Annotated in this window: 11 protein-coding genes and 1 pseudogene; 10 read left to right on the forward strand and 2 right to left on the reverse strand. The window is 66.3% G+C overall.

The genetic code is table 11. The features are described 5' to 3' along the window. Positions 1–71 precede the first annotated feature (71 nt). The gene (locus MTR62_RS09960; protein ID WP_244020088.1) at positions 72–1,055 is read right to left on the reverse strand and encodes a sterol desaturase family protein; all 984 of its coding nucleotides are present in this window, start codon (positions 1,053–1,055) and stop codon (positions 72–74) included. A 508-nt stretch (positions 1,056–1,563) separates the two neighbouring features. Between MTR62_RS09960 and MTR62_RS09965 the strand changes: the two genes are divergently transcribed. The 10 genes and pseudogenes from MTR62_RS09965 to MTR62_RS10010 all read left to right on the forward strand — a co-directional run bounded on the left by MTR62_RS09965 (position 1,564) and on the right by MTR62_RS10010 (position 13,509). Next, on the forward strand, positions 1,564–2,067 hold the full coding sequence (locus MTR62_RS09965; protein ID WP_244020090.1) for a CopG family ribbon-helix-helix protein: 504 nt from the start codon (positions 1,564–1,566) through the stop codon (positions 2,065–2,067). Between the two features lie 226 nt (positions 2,068–2,293). Continuing rightward, on the forward strand, positions 2,294–3,376 hold the full coding sequence (locus MTR62_RS09970) for a putative urea ABC transporter substrate-binding protein (RefSeq protein WP_244020092.1): 1,083 nt from the start codon (positions 2,294–2,296) through the stop codon (positions 3,374–3,376). 97 nt (positions 3,377–3,473) lie between these two features. Further along, entirely contained in the window at positions 3,474–4,289 is an 816-nt protein-coding gene (locus tag MTR62_RS09975) for an ABC transporter permease (RefSeq protein WP_244020094.1), read from the forward strand. Further along, positions 4,286–5,068 (forward strand): ABC transporter ATP-binding protein, encoded by a 783-nt coding sequence (locus MTR62_RS09980; RefSeq protein WP_244020096.1) that lies wholly within the window; start codon positions 4,286–4,288, stop codon positions 5,066–5,068. The genes MTR62_RS09975 and MTR62_RS09980 overlap by 4 nt, the downstream gene beginning before the upstream one ends. 12 nt (positions 5,069–5,080) lie before the next feature. Continuing rightward, positions 5,081–5,563, forward strand: coding sequence for a CopG family ribbon-helix-helix protein (locus MTR62_RS09985; RefSeq protein WP_244020098.1), 483 nt, complete (start codon positions 5,081–5,083; stop codon positions 5,561–5,563). Then, positions 5,560–6,378 (forward strand): urea amidolyase associated protein UAAP1, encoded by an 819-nt coding sequence (locus MTR62_RS09990; protein ID WP_244020100.1) that lies wholly within the window; start codon positions 5,560–5,562, stop codon positions 6,376–6,378. The genes MTR62_RS09985 and MTR62_RS09990 overlap by 4 nt, the downstream gene beginning before the upstream one ends. Positions 6,379–6,392: 14 nt before the next feature. Next, positions 6,393–7,028 carry an urea amidolyase associated protein UAAP2 gene (locus tag MTR62_RS09995; protein ID WP_244020102.1) on the forward strand — a complete coding sequence of 212 codons (636 nt, stop codon included), beginning with the start codon at positions 6,393–6,395 and terminating at the stop codon, positions 7,026–7,028. Further along, a pseudogene (uca, locus tag MTR62_RS10000) lies at positions 7,025–10,727 on the forward strand (urea carboxylase). The gene MTR62_RS09995 and the pseudogene uca overlap by 4 nt, the downstream one beginning before the upstream one ends. Further along, the gene (atzF, locus tag MTR62_RS10005; protein WP_244020110.1) at positions 10,724–12,493 is read left to right on the forward strand and encodes an allophanate hydrolase; all 1,770 of its coding nucleotides are present in this window, start codon (positions 10,724–10,726) and stop codon (positions 12,491–12,493) included. The pseudogene uca and the gene atzF overlap by 4 nt, the downstream one beginning before the upstream one ends. 77 nt (positions 12,494–12,570) lie before the next feature. Beyond that, complete coding sequence (locus MTR62_RS10010) at positions 12,571–13,509, forward strand: Vgb family protein (protein ID WP_244020112.1); 939 nt, start codon at positions 12,571–12,573, stop codon at positions 13,507–13,509. 72 nt (positions 13,510–13,581) lie between these two features. Here the strand turns inward: MTR62_RS10010 and MTR62_RS10015 are convergent, their stop codons facing one another. Beyond that, positions 13,582–15,789, reverse strand: coding sequence for a TonB-dependent receptor (locus tag MTR62_RS10015; RefSeq protein ID WP_244020121.1), 2,208 nt, complete (start codon positions 15,787–15,789; stop codon positions 13,582–13,584). Positions 15,790–15,892 lie beyond the last annotated feature (103 nt).

Consider the following 15,892-nt stretch of genomic DNA (forward strand, 5'->3'; position numbering starts at 1 on the left):
CCGGAGCTGGCCTGGGAGGGCTTGGGGGCGGTATGTCCGGTGGCCGGGACCTTGCTTCCCGGGAATCGCGCTCAATGCGCGCCGGACGACGGCGTCGCGCGCTTTTCCTTCAAGCGCGCGAGGATCGGTTGAAAGGGGAACAGGAACTGCTCGGCGATCGAGAGGCGCTTGCGCTCGTCCTGACCGACCACGCTGGCCTCGCCTTCGCGATAGGTGCCCATCAGCCGGTCGAGCAGGATCAGCGAATTGGCGTAGTTGCAGCGCGTGCTTTCGTAGTCGGTCGAATGGTGCAGGCTGTGGTGGCGGATGGTGGTGAAGAAGAACGCGTAAAAGCGCGGCGGGTCCGAGCGCACGTTGGCGTGCGCATACGTCGAGATCGCGCCGAGCAGGTTGAACGCGCAGAGCACCGGCGTCGTCGCGAAATCGAAGAAGGCCAGCACGCTCAGGCTGATCAGGAACAGCTCGATCGGATTGCCGACATAGCCCTTCATCGCGTTGAGCTGGGTGATGTGGTGGTGCGGCGCGTGGGTCAGCCAGAAGGGATGCCAGTTGTGCATCAGGCGGTGCATCCAGTACTGGCCGAATTCGAACAGCACGATGACCATGGCGACCTGGACCAGGAACGGCAGCTGGCCGACCCAGGGGGTGGCGATGCCGAGCGACTGCTTGATCGCGTGGAGCGGGGTTTCGGCCAGGTGCTCGCTCAGCCAGGAGATCACGGTGTAGCCGAGCAGGACGTAGAACACGTCGGTCAGGAACTCGCGCCGGTCGAGCCGCCAGCCGCGATGGCGTTCCAGACCCCATTCGAGCAGCTGGACGAAAGCGGTGGTAAGCCCTCCGGCGACGATCAGCGCCCACGAATTGTCGACCAGGCTCTTGGGGCCGAACATCCAGAAGGCGACGATGGCGATGAGCGTTGCGGGCGGAAGAAGATTGACGAGGCGGGTGGCCAGCGACGGCGTGCCGGGCGCGCCGTGAGTGGCGCGCGGATCGTCACGCGTGACGGCGGTCGGGGCATCAGGTGAACCTGACTGGTAGGCCGGCAATCGATCCATAGAAAATCTCCCCTATCGAGCTGCGCCGCAGCTCAACGTCCCAGATCTTCTCCCCCACTCCTGAACCGCTCTGTCCGGCGATGCCCAACACGGTATTGATATTACAGATTGCGTCAAGAGTATTAATTTGTGCGTCGCAAAATGCGGCAGGGAGGGGGTGGAGGGGTCAAGAAAGCGCCGTTTTTCAAACTTCTTTGAGGCGCAGGGAAAGGACGCCCTCGCCGTGTTCGGGCACGGTGGAGGGCGCTTCGGGGCGTGGGGCTGCGCGGTTGTGATGGAATCGCCACAGTGCCCGGCGCGGCTTGAACACGCGGGACGAGCCGAGGGAGGGGCGGTGTAACGCGGTCCAAATTCGCCCGACGGTGATATTACTCACACTTAACAAGCGTAATATTTGTCATGGACAAGCCCCACCTTTTCAGCGAATGAAGACGTACAACGGCAGCGGTTTAGGCGTTCGTCCACGACCGCCCCGAACGCGAAAGCACGAGGATTGGCGAAGCGCACGATGACCACCGAACTTGCCCGACTCAGCATGAGTCTTCCCGCTGATCTGTTTCGCCAGCTGGACGTCATGGTCGAGGAGAGGGGCCTTCCCTCACGGTCGCAGCTCATCGCCGAGCTGATTCGTCATGCGCTCGCCAAGCACGAGGCGCGCACCCGTCCCGACGAGATGCTCGCCGGAACGCTGACCATCGTCTACCGTGGCGATCGCGGCCGCGTGCGCCAGCAGCTGGCCGAACGCCAGCACGAGTTCCTCAAGGAAGTGATCTCTTCGCAGCACGTCTTCCTCGAGGATGACCAGTCGCTCGAAGTCCTGTTGGTGCAGGGGCCGGCGGTGCGGCTCGACGAGATGTGCGACGCGCTGCGCGGCATCCGGGGCGTGAGCCAGCTCGAACTGGTGACGACGACTGCGCTGCTCCCGCCGCTGCATGAGCAGGACGGTCTCGACGAGACGGCCGGTGTCGTCGCCGCGCACGGCGCTCCGGACGCCGAAGCGGTTCTTCCCTGACACGCACCTGACGGCCGCGCTGCGCCGGCCGGCGGAGGCGGCCGTTCGCCCCCGCCGGCCGGCGCCCGCGCCCACTTCAGGGCAGGCCCCCGGCGTGTGGGGGAGTGTCTGTCCTGCGCGCGCGGGTTTGGCTTGCGGGTATTACACAATCTTCGTCACGTAATAAATTTTGGATGGACAAGGCCGTCATTTCCCGCAATGCTGCGATGCGAAAGGGGACTGAGTCATGATCCAATCCATTCGGAACGTCGCGAAGGCCGCCATGATCGCCGGAGCGCTTCTGACGGCCTCCTGCTCAGGCCCGTCGGACAAGCCGCAAGGCGAGCAGAAGGTCTTCAACATCGGCTGGTCGATCTACGCCGGCTGGATGCCCTGGCCCTATGCGCAGCAGGCCGGCATCGTGAAGAAGTGGGCCGACAAGTACGGCATCACGATCAACATCGTGCAGGTCAACGACTACGTCGAATCGGTCAACCAGTACACCGCCGGCAAGCTCGATGGGGTGACCGTCGCCAACATGGACGCGCTGACCATCCCGGCCGCGGGCGGCAAGGACACCAGCGCGATCATCGTGGGCGACTATTCGAACGGCAACGACGGCGTGCTGATGAAGGGCAGTGACAATCTGCGCGACATCAAGGGCAAGAGCGTCAACCTGGTCGAGCTTTCGGTCTCGCACTACCTGCTCGCCCGCGCGCTCGATTCGGTGGGCATGTCGCTGCGCGACGTGAAGACCGTGAACACCGCCGATGCCGACATCGTGGGCGCTTTCGCCAGCCCCGACGTGCAGGCCGCAGTCGCCTGGAACCCGCAGCTGCTGATGATGAAGAAGCAGGCGGGCGCGCACGAAGTGTTCAGCTCGGCCGACATTCCCGGCGAGATCCTCGACCTCCTGGTGGTCGATACCAAGACGCTCAAGGCCAACCCCAAGCTGGGCAAGGCGCTGGCAGGCATCTGGTACGACACTGTCAAGCTGATGAAGGAGCAGAACGCAGAAGGGGAGGCCGCGCGCGCCGCGATGGCCAAGCTTGCGGGTGCTTCGACCCAGCAGTTCGACGACCAGCTCAAGACCACCTACCTCTACGCCGATCCCAAGGAAGCGGTTGCCGCGACCGACGATCCCGCGCTTATCAAGACGATGACCCGGGTGCGCGACTTCAGCTTCTCCAAGGGGCTGTTCAACGGCGCGACCTCGGCCGATGCGGTGGGCATGTCCTTCCCCGGCGGCAAGACGCTGGGCGATGCCCAGAACGTGACGCTGCGCTTTGACGACAGCTTCATGAAGATGGCTGCCGACGGCAAGCTCTGAACGGGTGCACGGCGGCCCCGCCGGGGTCGCCGGTCCGACCGAATACCGCTGACCGGGCCATCCGCCCGATCGCGCCAAGCAAGGGTGTGGCCCGTCTATGCGTTGGGTGAATCGCCAGGTCGGCCGCAGTGGCCGCCTGTTCCTGGGATCGGCTCCGATCCTGCTGCTGGTCTTCGTCTATCTGATCTTGGCGGTCCAGCGCCACGAGGCCAATCCGGCGGACAAGATCCTGCCGCTGCCCTCGGCCATGGTCCATTCGATGGCCGCGCTCATCCTCGAGCCGGACAAGCTGAGCGGGCAGCTGGTGTTCTGGGCCGACACCCTCGCCAGCCTCCAGCGGCTGGGGCTGGGGCTGGGCATCGCGACGCTGATGGCGCTCGCGGTCGGGCTCGTCATCGGCATCCTGCCGCCGGTGCGCGCCACGCTCGGGCCGCTGGTTACCGGTATCGCGGTGATCCCGCCGATCGCGTTGCTGCCGATCCTGTTCATCGCGCTGGGGCTGGGCGAAACCGCCAAGGTCGCGCTGATCGTCATCGGCATCGCGCCGGTCATGATCCGCGACGTGGCTGGCCATGTTAACGCGCTCCCGCGCGAACTCATCATCAAGGCCCAGACGCTGGGGGCGAGCAGCTGGCAGGTGATCCTGCGCGTCGCGCTGCCCCAGGCGATGCCGCGGCTGATCCAGGCGATCCGCCTGGCGCTCGGCCCGGCCTGGGTGTTCCTGATCTCGGCCGAGGCGATCGCTTCGGACCAGGGCCTGGGCTACCGCATCTTCCTTGTCCGTCGCTATCTCTCGATGGACGTCATCCTGCCCTATGTGGCGTGGATCGCGCTGCTGGCGATCGCGATGGATTTCGCGCTCGTCTTCCTCAGCCGCCGCGCGTTCCCCTGGGCTCACGGAGAAGGCCATTGAGCGCGCTCCTCAGTCTGCGCAACCTGTGGGTCGAGTATGGTGACAAGATCATCATCGAGAACCTCAGCCTCGATATCGAGGAAGGCGCCTTCGTCTCGGTGGTCGGCCCTTCTGGGGCAGGCAAGAGCAGTTTCCTGCGCCTGATCCTGGGGCAGGAGGCGCCCGCGCGCGGCGAGATCCGGCTCGACGACACGCCGCTGGTGCCCGAATGCGGACCCGATCGCGGCGTGGTGTTCCAGCGCTATTCGGTCTTCCCGCACCTCTCGGCGCTACGCAACGTGATGTTCGGCGCGGAGTGCGAGGAGGCCCCGTTCTCGGCCCGCCTGTTCGGCGCGGCGCGGCGCAAGGCGCGCGACGACGCGGCCGAGATGCTCCACGCGGTCGGCCTCGGCGCGAGCATGGACAGTTACCCCGCGCAGATGTCGGGCGGCATGCAGCAGCGCCTGGCGATCGCGCAAGCGCTCATCAAGCGCCCGCGCATCCTGCTGCTCGATGAACCTTTCGGCGCACTCGATCCGGGTATCCGCGCGGACATGCACGAGCTCATCACCCGGCTGTGGCGCGACTATTCGCTGACCATCATCATGGTGACGCACGACATCCGCGAGGCGTTCACGCTGGGCACGCGCGTTCTTGCGCTCGACAAGCGCCGCCACGACCCGCACGCGCCGCACCGTTACGGCGCCACGGTGGTTTACGACATCCCGCTCGACAAGGAGCGCAGCAAGGTCGTCTATCACAGCGAACGTATTACTATTGACGAAGTTAGTAATAACTGAGAGAGGATTCGCATGAGTTCCGAATCCTCCTCGCTCGCTCGGCTGAGCATGAGCCTTCCGGCCGAACTGTTCCGGCAGCTCGACGTGATGGTGGCCGAGCGGGGGCTTCCCTCGCGCTCGCAGCTGATCGCGGAACTCATCCGCCAGGCGCTGGCCGAGCACGAATCGCTGTTCCACCCCGACGAGATGCTCGCCGGTACGATCACCATGGTTTACCGCGGCGAGCGCGGGCGCATGCGCCACCAGCTCTTCCGCACGCAATCGGGCTTCCTCAAGGAAGTCATTTCCTCGCAGCATATCTTTCTCGAGAACGACAAGTCGCTGGAAGTCCTGCTGGTGCAGGGGCCTTACGCCCGCCTCAAGGAGCTGTGCGATGCCATTCGCCGGCTGCGCGGGCTCCAGCAGGTCGAACTCGTCACCACGACCTCCCTCCTGCCGCAACTGCACAACCAGTCGGGCGGCCGGACATCTTCTTCGACAGGAGCGAACGCATGACACAGACCCTGGAAAACCCCCTCGCGGCGCGTGACCACGCGCGCAGCATGGACGGCACCGTGGTGGAGAGCATGCCGATCCTGCCGCCGGTTGCCGACGATCTGCCCGCAGGGGTCGATCCCGCCGATCTGGTGTGGGAGGAAACCATTGCCGCAGGTGGCGGCTCGAGCCGCCGCCTGGCGCGCGGTTCGCGCCTGCGCCTGATCGATCTCAAGGGCGATGCCTGCGCCTCGCTGCTGGTGTTCAACGCCGAGCAGCCGGCCGAGCGGCTCAACGTTGCTGACACCGTCAAGGTCCAGTGGAACGCCTATCTGGGCAAAGGCCAGCTGCTGCTTTCCGACATGGGCCGCGTGATGATGTCCTTCGAGGAAGACAGCGCGGGCACGCACGACTGTTTTTGCGGCACCAGCAACGCGGACGGCGCCAAGGCCAAGTACGGCGCGATGGACGGCTATGTCCTCAACGGGCGCGACCGCTTCGTGAACGGGGTTGCCAAGCACGGCCTTGGCCGGCGCGACGTGCACCCGTGCATCAACCTGTTCAAGGGCGCCAGAATTGAGAAGGACGGCACCATCACGCCTGATGTCGGCCCGTTCGAGGCCGGACGCGAGGTGATCCTGCGCGCCGAGATGGACGTGATCGTGGTCATCGCCAACTGCCCCCACGTGATGGACCCGCGCGAGGAATGGAGCGTCACTCCGCTGCGCGCGAGCGCCTGGCGCGGACCCGTCACGAGCGAGGACGACGCCTTGCGCAACGCGAGCCCCGAAGGGCGCCGCGCCTTCCTCAACACCGAAGACTACTACCGTCGTTGAAAGGAGCCTTTGCAATGACCGCAGATCCTTACCTGGCCGATCTTACCGGCTCCGTGGTCCACGACGAGACCGTTCCCGCCCGCGCGCCCTGGCTGCACCACGTCAAGGCCGGGCAGAGCCTGCGCATCGTCGATCTTGAAGGCAACCAGGCCGTCGATTTCCTGATCTATGCCGAGGCCGACGACACCGAGCGCTACAGCGCGCAGGACACCGTTTCGGCGCAGGGCAACCTGTTCCTGCGCGAAGGCACGCGCCTGCTCTCGAACGAGGGGCGCGCGATGATGACCATCACGGGAACCTCGGTCGCCTACCACGACACCATCGGCGGGGCGTGCTCGTGCGAGTCCAACACGCTGCGCTATGGCCACCACACCAAGGCCCAGCACGCCTGCGTCGAGAACTTCCTGCACGCCAACCTGCTCGAAGGGCGTTCCAAGCGCGACATCGTCTCGAACATCAATTTCTTCATGAACGTTCCGGTCGAGGATGACGGCGCGCTGGGAATTGTCGATGGCATTTCCGCGCCCGGCCTCACGGTCGATCTGCGCGCCGAGATGGACGTGATCCTCGTCGTCTCCAACTGCCCGCAGATCAACAACCCGTGCAACGGCTTCAACCCCACGCCCGTGCGGATGATTGTGACGCAATGACCTTCGACACCGTTCTGATCGCGAACAGGGGCGCGATCGCAACTCGGATCATCCGCACCTTGCGGACCATGGGGCTGCGTTCGGTCGCGGTCTATTCGAAGGCCGACGAAGGCTCGCTCCATGTGTCGCTGGCGGATGAAGCGGTGTGCATCGGCGAGGCGCGGCCGGCCGAGAGCTACCTCAACATCGCGGCGATCATCGAGGCTGCGAAGAAGACCGGCGCCGGGGCGATCCATCCCGGCTACGGCTTCCTGTCCGAAAACCTCGACTTCGCGCAGGCCTGCGCCGATGCGGGGATCGTGTTCGTCGGGCCCACGCCCGACAATATCGCGACCTTCGGCCTCAAGCACTCGGCCCGCGCGCTGGCCGCGGCCCACGACGTTCCGCTCGCACCGGGCACCGACCTTTTGACCGACGAGGAGGAAGCCGTCAGCGCCGCCGCGTCGATCGGTTATCCGGTCATGCTCAAGGCGACCGCGGGCGGCGGCGGTATCGGCATGCGCGTGTGCGAAAACGAGGCCGACGTGCGCGATGGCTTCGCCGCGGTCAAGCGCCAGGGCCAGGCCAGCTTCGGCGATGCGGGCGTGTTCCTCGAAAGCTTCATCCGCCGCGCGCGCCACATCGAGGTGCAGCTGTTCGGCGATGGCGAGGGCAAAGTCGTGGCGCTTGGCGAACGCGACTGCTCGCTCCAGCGCCGCAACCAGAAGGTGGTCGAGGAATCGCCCGCGCCCTGCCTGCCTGAGGCGGTGCGCCGCGCACTGATCGCCTCGGCCATCCGGCTGGGCGAGGCGGCCAACTACCGTTCGGCGGGCACCGTGGAGTTCCTCTACGACGCCGACAAGGAGCAGTTCTTCTTCCTCGAGATGAACACCCGTCTCCAGGTCGAGCACGGCGTCACCGAAGAGGTATTCGGGGTCGATCTGGTCGAATGGATGGTGCGCGGGGCCGGGGGCGACTACGCTTTCCTCGATACCCCGATCGGCGCGCGCAAGGGCCATGCGGTGCAGCTGCGCGTCTACGCCGAGGACCCTTCGCTCGACTATCGCCCGACCACCGGCACGCTGACCAACGTCGAATTTCCCGAGGACATCCGGGTCGAGACCTGGGTTGCGGGCGGCAGCGAGATTTCGGCCTGGTACGATCCCATGCTGGCCAAGCTCATCGTCCACGCGCCCACCCGCGCCGAAGCGGTGGCGGCGGTGCAGATGGTGGCGGACACAGCGCGCATCGACGGGATAGAGACCAACTTGCGCTGGCTGCGCAAGGTCACCCGCTGCGACGAATTCACCAGCGGCGCGGTGTCGACCCGCGTGCTCGACACCATTGCCTTCCAGCCCGACGGTTTCCGTGTCGTCAGCGGCGGTACGGCAACCACCGTGCAGGACTGGCCGGGCCGCCAGAAGTACTGGGCGGTGGGCGTTCCGCCTTCGGGGCCGATGGACGACCAGTCGTTCCGTCTGGGCAACCGCCTGCTCGGCAACCCGGAAGGGACCGAAGGGCTCGAAGTGACGGTCACCGGTCCGACGCTGGCCTTCACTGCGCCGGCCCGGATCTGCCTGATGGGCGCTGATTTTGGCGCGCGGCTTGACGATACGCCGCTCGAACGTGGGATCGTGGTCGAGGTCGCGGCGGGCCAGACGCTGGCGATGGGCCGGGCGACCGGCGGCGGCATGCGCGGCTACATCCTGTTCGCCGGCGGGCTCGACGTCGCGCCTTATCTCGGCAGCCGTTCGACCTTCGAGCTGGGCCAGTTCGGCGGTCCCGCCGCGCGGCGCCTGCTTGCGGGCGACACGCTGCACTTCGCGCACCGCGATACCGGTGCGGCGCTGGCCCCGGTCGGCGTCCCGGCGGTCTCGAACGAGTGGACGCTGCGCGTGCTTTACGGCCCGCACGGCGCGCCCGACTTCTTTACCGATGCGGACATCGCCACCGTGGTCGGCGCGGAATGGCAGGTCCACTACAACTCGAACCGCACCGGCGTGCGTCTGGTCGGGCCCAAGCCCGAATGGGCGCGCACCGATGGCGGCGAGGCGGGGCTTCACCCCTCGAACATCCACGATAACCCCTACGCCATCGGTGCGGTCGACTTCACCGGCGACATGCCGATCATCCTGGGGCCGGACGGTCCCTCGCTCGGCGGGTTCGTGTGCCCCTTCGTGGTGATCGCGGCGGACCTGTGGAAGGTCGGCCAGCTCACCGCAGGCGACAAGGTGCGCTTTGCGCCGGTGACGATGGACGTCGCCGCCGCTGCCGATGCGGCGCAGCGCGCCTTCATCGGCGCGGGCAAGGCGCTGGCCGAAACCCCGGTCAGCGAAATCGCGGCGCTCAGCCCGATCCTGGCCGAACTGCCCGAAGGGCCGGGCCGTCCGCGCACGGTCTATCGCCAGCAGGGCGATCGCAACATCCTTATCGAGTACGGCGCGATCGTGCTCGATATCGAGCTGCGCATCCGCGTCCACGCGCTGATGGCCGAGCTTGAGCGCATGGCGCTGCCCGGCGTGATCGACATCGTGCCCGGCATCCGTTCGCTTCAGTTCCACTTCGACGGGCAGGTGCTGGGCCAGCAGGAGGCGCTGGCCGCGCTGATCGCGGCCGAGGAGCGGCTGGGCGACCTGGAGGACTTCACCGTCCCCTCGCGCATCGTCCACCTGCCGATCAGCTGGCGCGATCCGGCGACGATCGAGACCATCCAGAAGTACATGAGCCTGGTGCGCGACGATGCGCCCTGGTGCCCGGACAACATCGAGTTCATCCGCCGCATTAACGGCCTTCCCGATGCCGACGCGGTCGAGAACCTGGTGTTCGATGCCAACTACATCGTGCTGGGCCTGGGCGACGTCTATCTTGGCGCCCCGGTGGCGACCCCGATGGACCCGCGCCATCGCCTCGTCACCACCAAGTACAACCCGGCCCGCACCTGGACTCCGCCCAACGTGGTGGGCATTGGCGGCGCGTACATGTGCATCTACGGCATGGAAGGGCCGGGCGGCTACCAGCTGTTCGGGCGCACCATCCAGGTGTGGAACACCTACCGCCAGACCCAGGCCTTCACCGAGGGCAAGCCCTGGCTGCTGCGCTTCTTCGACCAGATCCGCTTCTACCGGGTGAGCCCGGAGGAACTGGTCGACTGGCGCCGCGAGTTCCCCAATGGGCGCCGGGAGATCCGCATCGAGCCGTCCGAGTTCCGTCTGGCCGACTACCGGGCGTTCCTTTCGGAAAACGCTGAATCGATCGCGCAATTTCAGGCTACGCGCGAAGCTGCGTTCGACGAGGAACGCGCCGAATGGCAGCGTCTGGGCGAGTTCGACCGCGTGGCGGCGGCCGAAGCGGTCGAGGAAGAGGCTCCGGCCGAAGTCGAGGTGCCCGAAGGCGCCGACCTCATCGAGGCCCCCTATGGCGGCGTCGTCTCGCAACTGCTGGTGTCGCCGGGCGACACCGTGGCCGCGGGCGATCGGATCGCGGTGGTCGAGGCGANGCGCCGACCTCATCGAGGCCCCCTATGGCGGCGTCGTCTCGCAACTGCTGGTGTCGCCGGGCGACACCGTGGCCGCGGGCGATCGGATCGCGGTGGTCGAGGCGATGAAGATGGAAGCGCCGGTCGAAAGCCCCGGAGCGGGCACGATCGCGGCGATCTACATGGAAGAGGGCAAGTCCCTGCAACCCGGCTCGCCGATGCTGGCCCTCACGAGGAGCGCATGATGGACCTCAACCGTCGCAAGGCCGGAGAGATTGCCGCCGCGGTCAACGCGGGTACGCTGAGCGCGCTCGCGGTGGCCGAAGAAACGTTGAAGCGGCTCGAGGCCTACGACGCCGTTCAGCCGCAGATCTGGATCAGCCGGGCATCCCCCGAGGCCTTCCTCGCCGCCGCGCGCACCGTCGATGCGCGCGTCGCGGCGGGGGAGAACCTGCCGCTCGCCGGGGTGCCATTCGCGGTGAAGGACAACATTGATGCCGCCGGGCTGGAGACGACGGCCGCGTGCCCGGCCTTCGCCTATGCGCCCGAGGCCGATGCCACCGTGGTCGCAAGGCTGCGCGCGGCTGGCGCGATCCTTGTGGGCAAGACCAACCTGGATCAGTTCGCCACCGGGCTCGTCGGCACGCGCAGCCCTTATGGCATTCCGCGCAACGCTTATAACCAGGCCTATGTCAGTGGTGGGTCGAGCTCGGGCTCGTCGATCGCGGTGGCGGCGGGGCTCGTGCCCTTTGCACTGGGAACCGATACGGCGGGCTCTGGACGCGTTCCGGCCGCGTTCAACCATCTTGTCGGCTTCAAGCCGACCAAGGGGCGCTGGAGCACCAAGGGGCTGGTCCCGGCCTGCCGCACGATCGACTGCATCACCGTGTTCACCGACGACACCGCCGATGCGCGGCTGGTCGACACGGTGATCGCGGGCTTCGACGTTGCCGATCCCTATTCCAAGCCGCTCGCCGACAGGCCGCTGGCGCCCAGGGTCATCGGCGTACCGCGCCGCGACCAGCGCCAGTTCTTCGGCGATGCGCAGTCGGAATACTTCTACGATCAGGCGCTCGCGACGCTGGCGCAAAGCGCCACGATCGTCGAGATCGACTACGCGCCGCTGCAGGAAGCTGCGCTGCTGCTCTACGGCGGGCCCTGGGTGGCCGAACGCACCGCCGCGATCGAGAGCCTGCTCCGAAACGATCCCGAGGCGATCGACCCTGTCGTGCGCGAAGTGGTCGAACCGGGGCTGGAGATCGGCGCGGTCGAACTGTTCAACGGCATCTACCGCATGGCCGCGCTCAAGCGCCACGCCGACCTGTTGTGGAACGAGGTCGACATGCTGGTCTTCCCGACGACGGGCACGACCTACCGTGTCAGGGAACTGGCTGCCGCGCCCGTCGCGCTCAACAGCAACCTTGGCGCCTATACCAATTTCGTGAACCTGCTCGACATGGCGGCGCTCGCCGTGCCGGTGGGCGTTCGCGAGAACGGGACCGGTTTTGGCATCACGCTGATCGGACCCGCCGATACCGACCGCGCGCTGCTCGATGCAGCGGATGCCTTCGCCTCCGCGCGCGCGCCTGTGCCTTTGCCACCGCTTGATCTTGAGGGACGTATGGAAACTGTAAAGCTTGCCGTTGTTGGTGCTCACCTGAAGGACATGCCGCTGCACTGGCAGCTGACTTCGCGCAACGCGACCTTCATCGGCGCGTTCGAGACCGCGCCGAGCTACCGCCTCTACGCGCTCGCCAATTCGACCCCGCCCAAGCCCGCGCTGGTGTTCGAGGAAGGCGGCACGAGCCTGCCGGTCGAAGTGTACGAGCTGGGCGCGGCCGAATTCGGCAGCTTCGTGGCCGAAGTGCCCGCGCCTCTGGCGATCGGCACGGTGACGCTGGCCGACGGGACGAGCGTCAAGGGCTTCGTGTCCGAACCGCGCGCGACGATCGGCGCGAGCGACATCACGGCGCTGGGCGGCTGGCGCAACTACATCGCCAGTCTCGCCTGATTGGGCCTGACCGGCCACGACGAACTTCCTTCGGGTCGCACAAATCCGTTTGCCGAAGGACACAAGAGGGGACCTTGATGAACACGTTGAAGCTCATGATCGCCACAACGGCGGCCGCTTTCGCAAGCCTTGCCTCCCCCGCCTTCGCGCAAGGGGAGCAGGTCATCAAGGTCCCCGGATTTGCCGATTTCCTCGCCGTTGACGGCGATACGGTGTGGACCACCAACCGGGGCCGCGTCGAGCGGTGGTCGCACACCAGGAAGCTCGCCGAAGTGCCGCTCGGCCATCCCTGCGGCGCGATGAGCGTGGCGGCGGGATCGCTGTGGGTGGCGGATTGCGGCGCGGGCACGGTCAACCGGATCGACATTGCGACCGGCAAGCTGGTCGCATCGATCTACACCGGCATCGCCAACCCCAAGGGCGAACTCAACGTCGCTGTGGGCGCGGGTTCGGTCTGGGTGGCGAACAATCCCAATGGCCAGATCGCGCGGATCGATCCGGCCACCAACACCGTCACCGCGCACGTCACGGTCGATCCGGGCACCTGGTATCTTTCCTTTGGTCTGGGCCAGCTGTGGGCGGTGAGCGCCGACAAGCAGAGCCTCCAGCGCATCGATCCGCAGACCAATACCGTTACCGGCACGGTCGCGCTCGGCAAGGTGCCGGGCTTCCTCGTCGCGGGTGAGGGTGCAGTCTGGGTGCAGGAGCAGGGCGATGGCACGCTGGCCAGGATCGATCCCGCAACCGTCACCGTCACCGGCCGGGTCAAGGTCGGTGCGAACCTCAAGTGGGGGGACATCGACACCGGCGCGGGCAAGGTCTGGCTGCGCACCACCGACGATCAGGTCTTCGCGGTGATCGATGCCGCGACGATGACGATCGACGCGCGCGTGGGCAAGGCGGCGGGAAGCGGCGCGCTGCGCTTCACCCCCGATGGCGTGTGGACCACCGCACACGACGAGCATACGCTCACCTGGTGGCCCAGGGCCATGCTCGACGCTGCATTGCCGCGCTGATCGGGACGACCCCGGCAAACACGAAAAGGGCCACCCGCCGGGTGGCCCTTTTGCCTTGAGGCGCGCGCCCGATCAGAACTTCAGGCCCGCCGTGATGCCGTAGGTGCGCGGTGTGCCGACGTGGTTGTAGTCGAGCCCGAAGCCGTCCATCAGGTCGATGCGCGAGGTGAAGTACTGCTTCTTGGTCGCGTTCTTGATCCAGGCGGACAGGTTCCACAGACCATCGGCGCTTTCATAGTCGATATGCCCTGAAAGCAGCGCGTAACCGCCCTGGCGCAGCCGCGCGACGTTGACCATCTCGAAATACTGGCCCGCCTGATAGGCGACCTCGGGATGGAACGAAAGCGTGCCCGAGGGGCCGTCGAAGGCGGTTATGTCGATCCCCAGGTTGCCGGTGAAATGCGGCGCGTTGGCGAGCTGGTTGCCCGCCACGTTGGTGCCGCTCACCGTACCGCTGAGGATTTTGGTGGCGAGCAGGCCGATCCCGCCGTGGATATTGAGCCAGCTTGCGGCGATCGCCGTCAGGTCCGCCTCGGCGCCGTAGATGCGCGACTTGGGGACGTTGAGCAGCGTCTGCACCGCGGTTGAGGGATCGACGTTGACGAACTGCTGGTTGCGGTAGTCGTAGTAGAACGCCGCGGTGTTGAGCGTCACCGCCCGGCCCAGCAGCTGGGTCTTGGCGCCCACTTCGTAGGAGGTGACCTTTTCGGCCTTGGCGATCGAAAGTTCGGACGCATCGAAGAAGGCCTGCGCGTTGAAGCTGGGCGCGCGGTAGCTCAGGCTCACGCTGGCGTAGAGCAGGGTGCCGCCGTCGAACCTGTAGTCCGCGCCCAGCTTGCCCGAGAGGTTGTCGGTCGAGAAGCGCAGCGAGGAGGAGGGGATGAGGTTGAGCACCTCCACTTCGTCCACGCCCAGCGCGTCGGACGTGAAGTCGTACTGGCGTCCGGTGTCGTGGGTGTAGCGCAGCCCGCCGTGCAGCGTGACGTGTCCGCCCAGCTTGTAGGACAGGTCGGTATAGGCCGCGAGGCTCTTCTTGATCTGGTCGAAGCGGTTGCGGAACTGGCAGGCCAGGCTGAGTTCGCTATCGACGCAGTCGGTGTAGTCGATCGTCCCGTCGGCGTTCACGTCGGTATCGGTGGCAAGGTGCATCGTGCTCGAATTGAACACTTTTTCGCGGTTGAAATAGAGCCCGGCGATAAAGTCGAACGGCCCGCCGGTATCGCTGGTGAGGCGCAGGTCCTCGGCGAACTGGCTGGCCTTGTCGTCGTAGTCGATCTCGATCAGCTGGCTTGCCTGCCCGTCGCTGTCCTCGCGAAAGTGGAGATAGCCCTTGTCCCAGGCGGTGATGCTGGTGAGGGTGAGCGTGTCGGACAGGTCGATGTCGGTGTGCAGCGCGAGCGAATAGGTGCGCGCGCGGCGCCGCTCGGTGACGTCCGAGGCGATTTCCCATTTGCCAAGCCCGGCGCGGTTGTCGGCCGTCGGCTGGGCGTAGATGCCATAGTTGGTCGGGTCCTGGTAGCTTGTCGAACCTTGCGCCACGAAGCGCACGCTCGAACTGGGTTCGTAGCGCAGCGTGGCGCGCACACCATATTCGCGCACGCCGCCAGGATCGGGCACGCCCTCGACCACGTTGTGGAACCAGCCGTTGGCCTTGGAATAGGTGCCCGCCACGCGCAGCGCCGCCTTGTCGCCCAGCGGCAGGTTGATCGCGCCGTTGAGATCGACCCGGTCATAATTGCCGAAACCGAGGTTGGCGTAACCGCTTGTCTCGCCCAGCTTTGCGGTGCGGCTGATGATGTTGACCGCGCCGCCCGTGGTATTCTTGCCGTAGAGCGTGCCCTGCGGCCCGCGCAGCACCTCGACCCGTTCCAGATCGTACATCGCTACGCCCAGGAAGGCGAAGTTGCCCTTGTAGACTTCGTCGTAATAGGTCGCGACCGGGCTTGCCTGGTTGAGCGAGTAGTCGGACATCGACACCCCGCGCAGCGCGAAGATCGGGGTGTTGTCGCCCACGATCGAACTGAGCTGGAGGTTGGCGACCTTGGTCACCAGCGAATCCACGCTGTCCATGCGCCCCTTGGCGAGCGCGTCGCCACCGATCGCGGAAATCGAGATCGGGACCGACTGGATGTTCTCGGATCGCTTGGTTGCGGTGACGACGATTTCACCCGGCTGCGGTGCGCTCGGTTCGGCTGCGGCCTGCCCCCAGGCCGGCGCCGAGACGAGTGCGGCGCCGAGCGCCAGTGCAGAGGGCAGGAGAGGCGATTTCCTTCTCGACATGGAGTGATGGTTCCCTGTTTGCTGTGTGTTCTTGATTAGGGGCGCGTGGGGTCCCCGGCCGCGATCGCGGCGATCAGGCGGGCGCGCCAGGCGGCGCGCTCCA

The organism is Novosphingobium organovorum, assembly GCF_022832435.1.
GTDB classification, from domain to species: Bacteria; Pseudomonadota; Alphaproteobacteria; order Sphingomonadales; family Sphingomonadaceae; genus Novosphingobium; species Novosphingobium organovorum.

Coding starts and splice junctions, on each gene's coding strand:
- atzF (WP_244020110.1), top strand. CDS start 10,724: ATGATGGACCTCAACCGTCGCAAGGCCGGAGAGATTGCCGCCGCGGTC.
- MTR62_RS09985 (WP_244020098.1), top strand. CDS start 5,081: ATGAGTTCCGAATCCTCCTCGCTCGCTCGGCTGAGCATGAGCCTTCCG.
- MTR62_RS09965 (WP_244020090.1), top strand. CDS start 1,564: ATGACCACCGAACTTGCCCGACTCAGCATGAGTCTTCCCGCTGATCTG.
- MTR62_RS09970 (WP_244020092.1), top strand. CDS start 2,294: ATGATCCAATCCATTCGGAACGTCGCGAAGGCCGCCATGATCGCCGGA.
- MTR62_RS10010 (WP_244020112.1), top strand. CDS start 12,571: ATGAACACGTTGAAGCTCATGATCGCCACAACGGCGGCCGCTTTCGCA.
- MTR62_RS09995 (WP_244020102.1), top strand. CDS start 6,393: ATGACCGCAGATCCTTACCTGGCCGATCTTACCGGCTCCGTGGTCCAC.
- MTR62_RS09990 (WP_244020100.1), top strand. CDS start 5,560: ATGACACAGACCCTGGAAAACCCCCTCGCGGCGCGTGACCACGCGCGC.
- MTR62_RS10015 (WP_244020121.1), bottom strand. CDS start 15,789: ATGTCGAGAAGGAAATCGCCTCTCCTGCCCTCTGCACTGGCGCTCGGC.
- MTR62_RS09975 (WP_244020094.1), top strand. CDS start 3,474: ATGCGTTGGGTGAATCGCCAGGTCGGCCGCAGTGGCCGCCTGTTCCTG.
- MTR62_RS09960 (WP_244020088.1), bottom strand. CDS start 1,055: ATGGATCGATTGCCGGCCTACCAGTCAGGTTCACCTGATGCCCCGACC.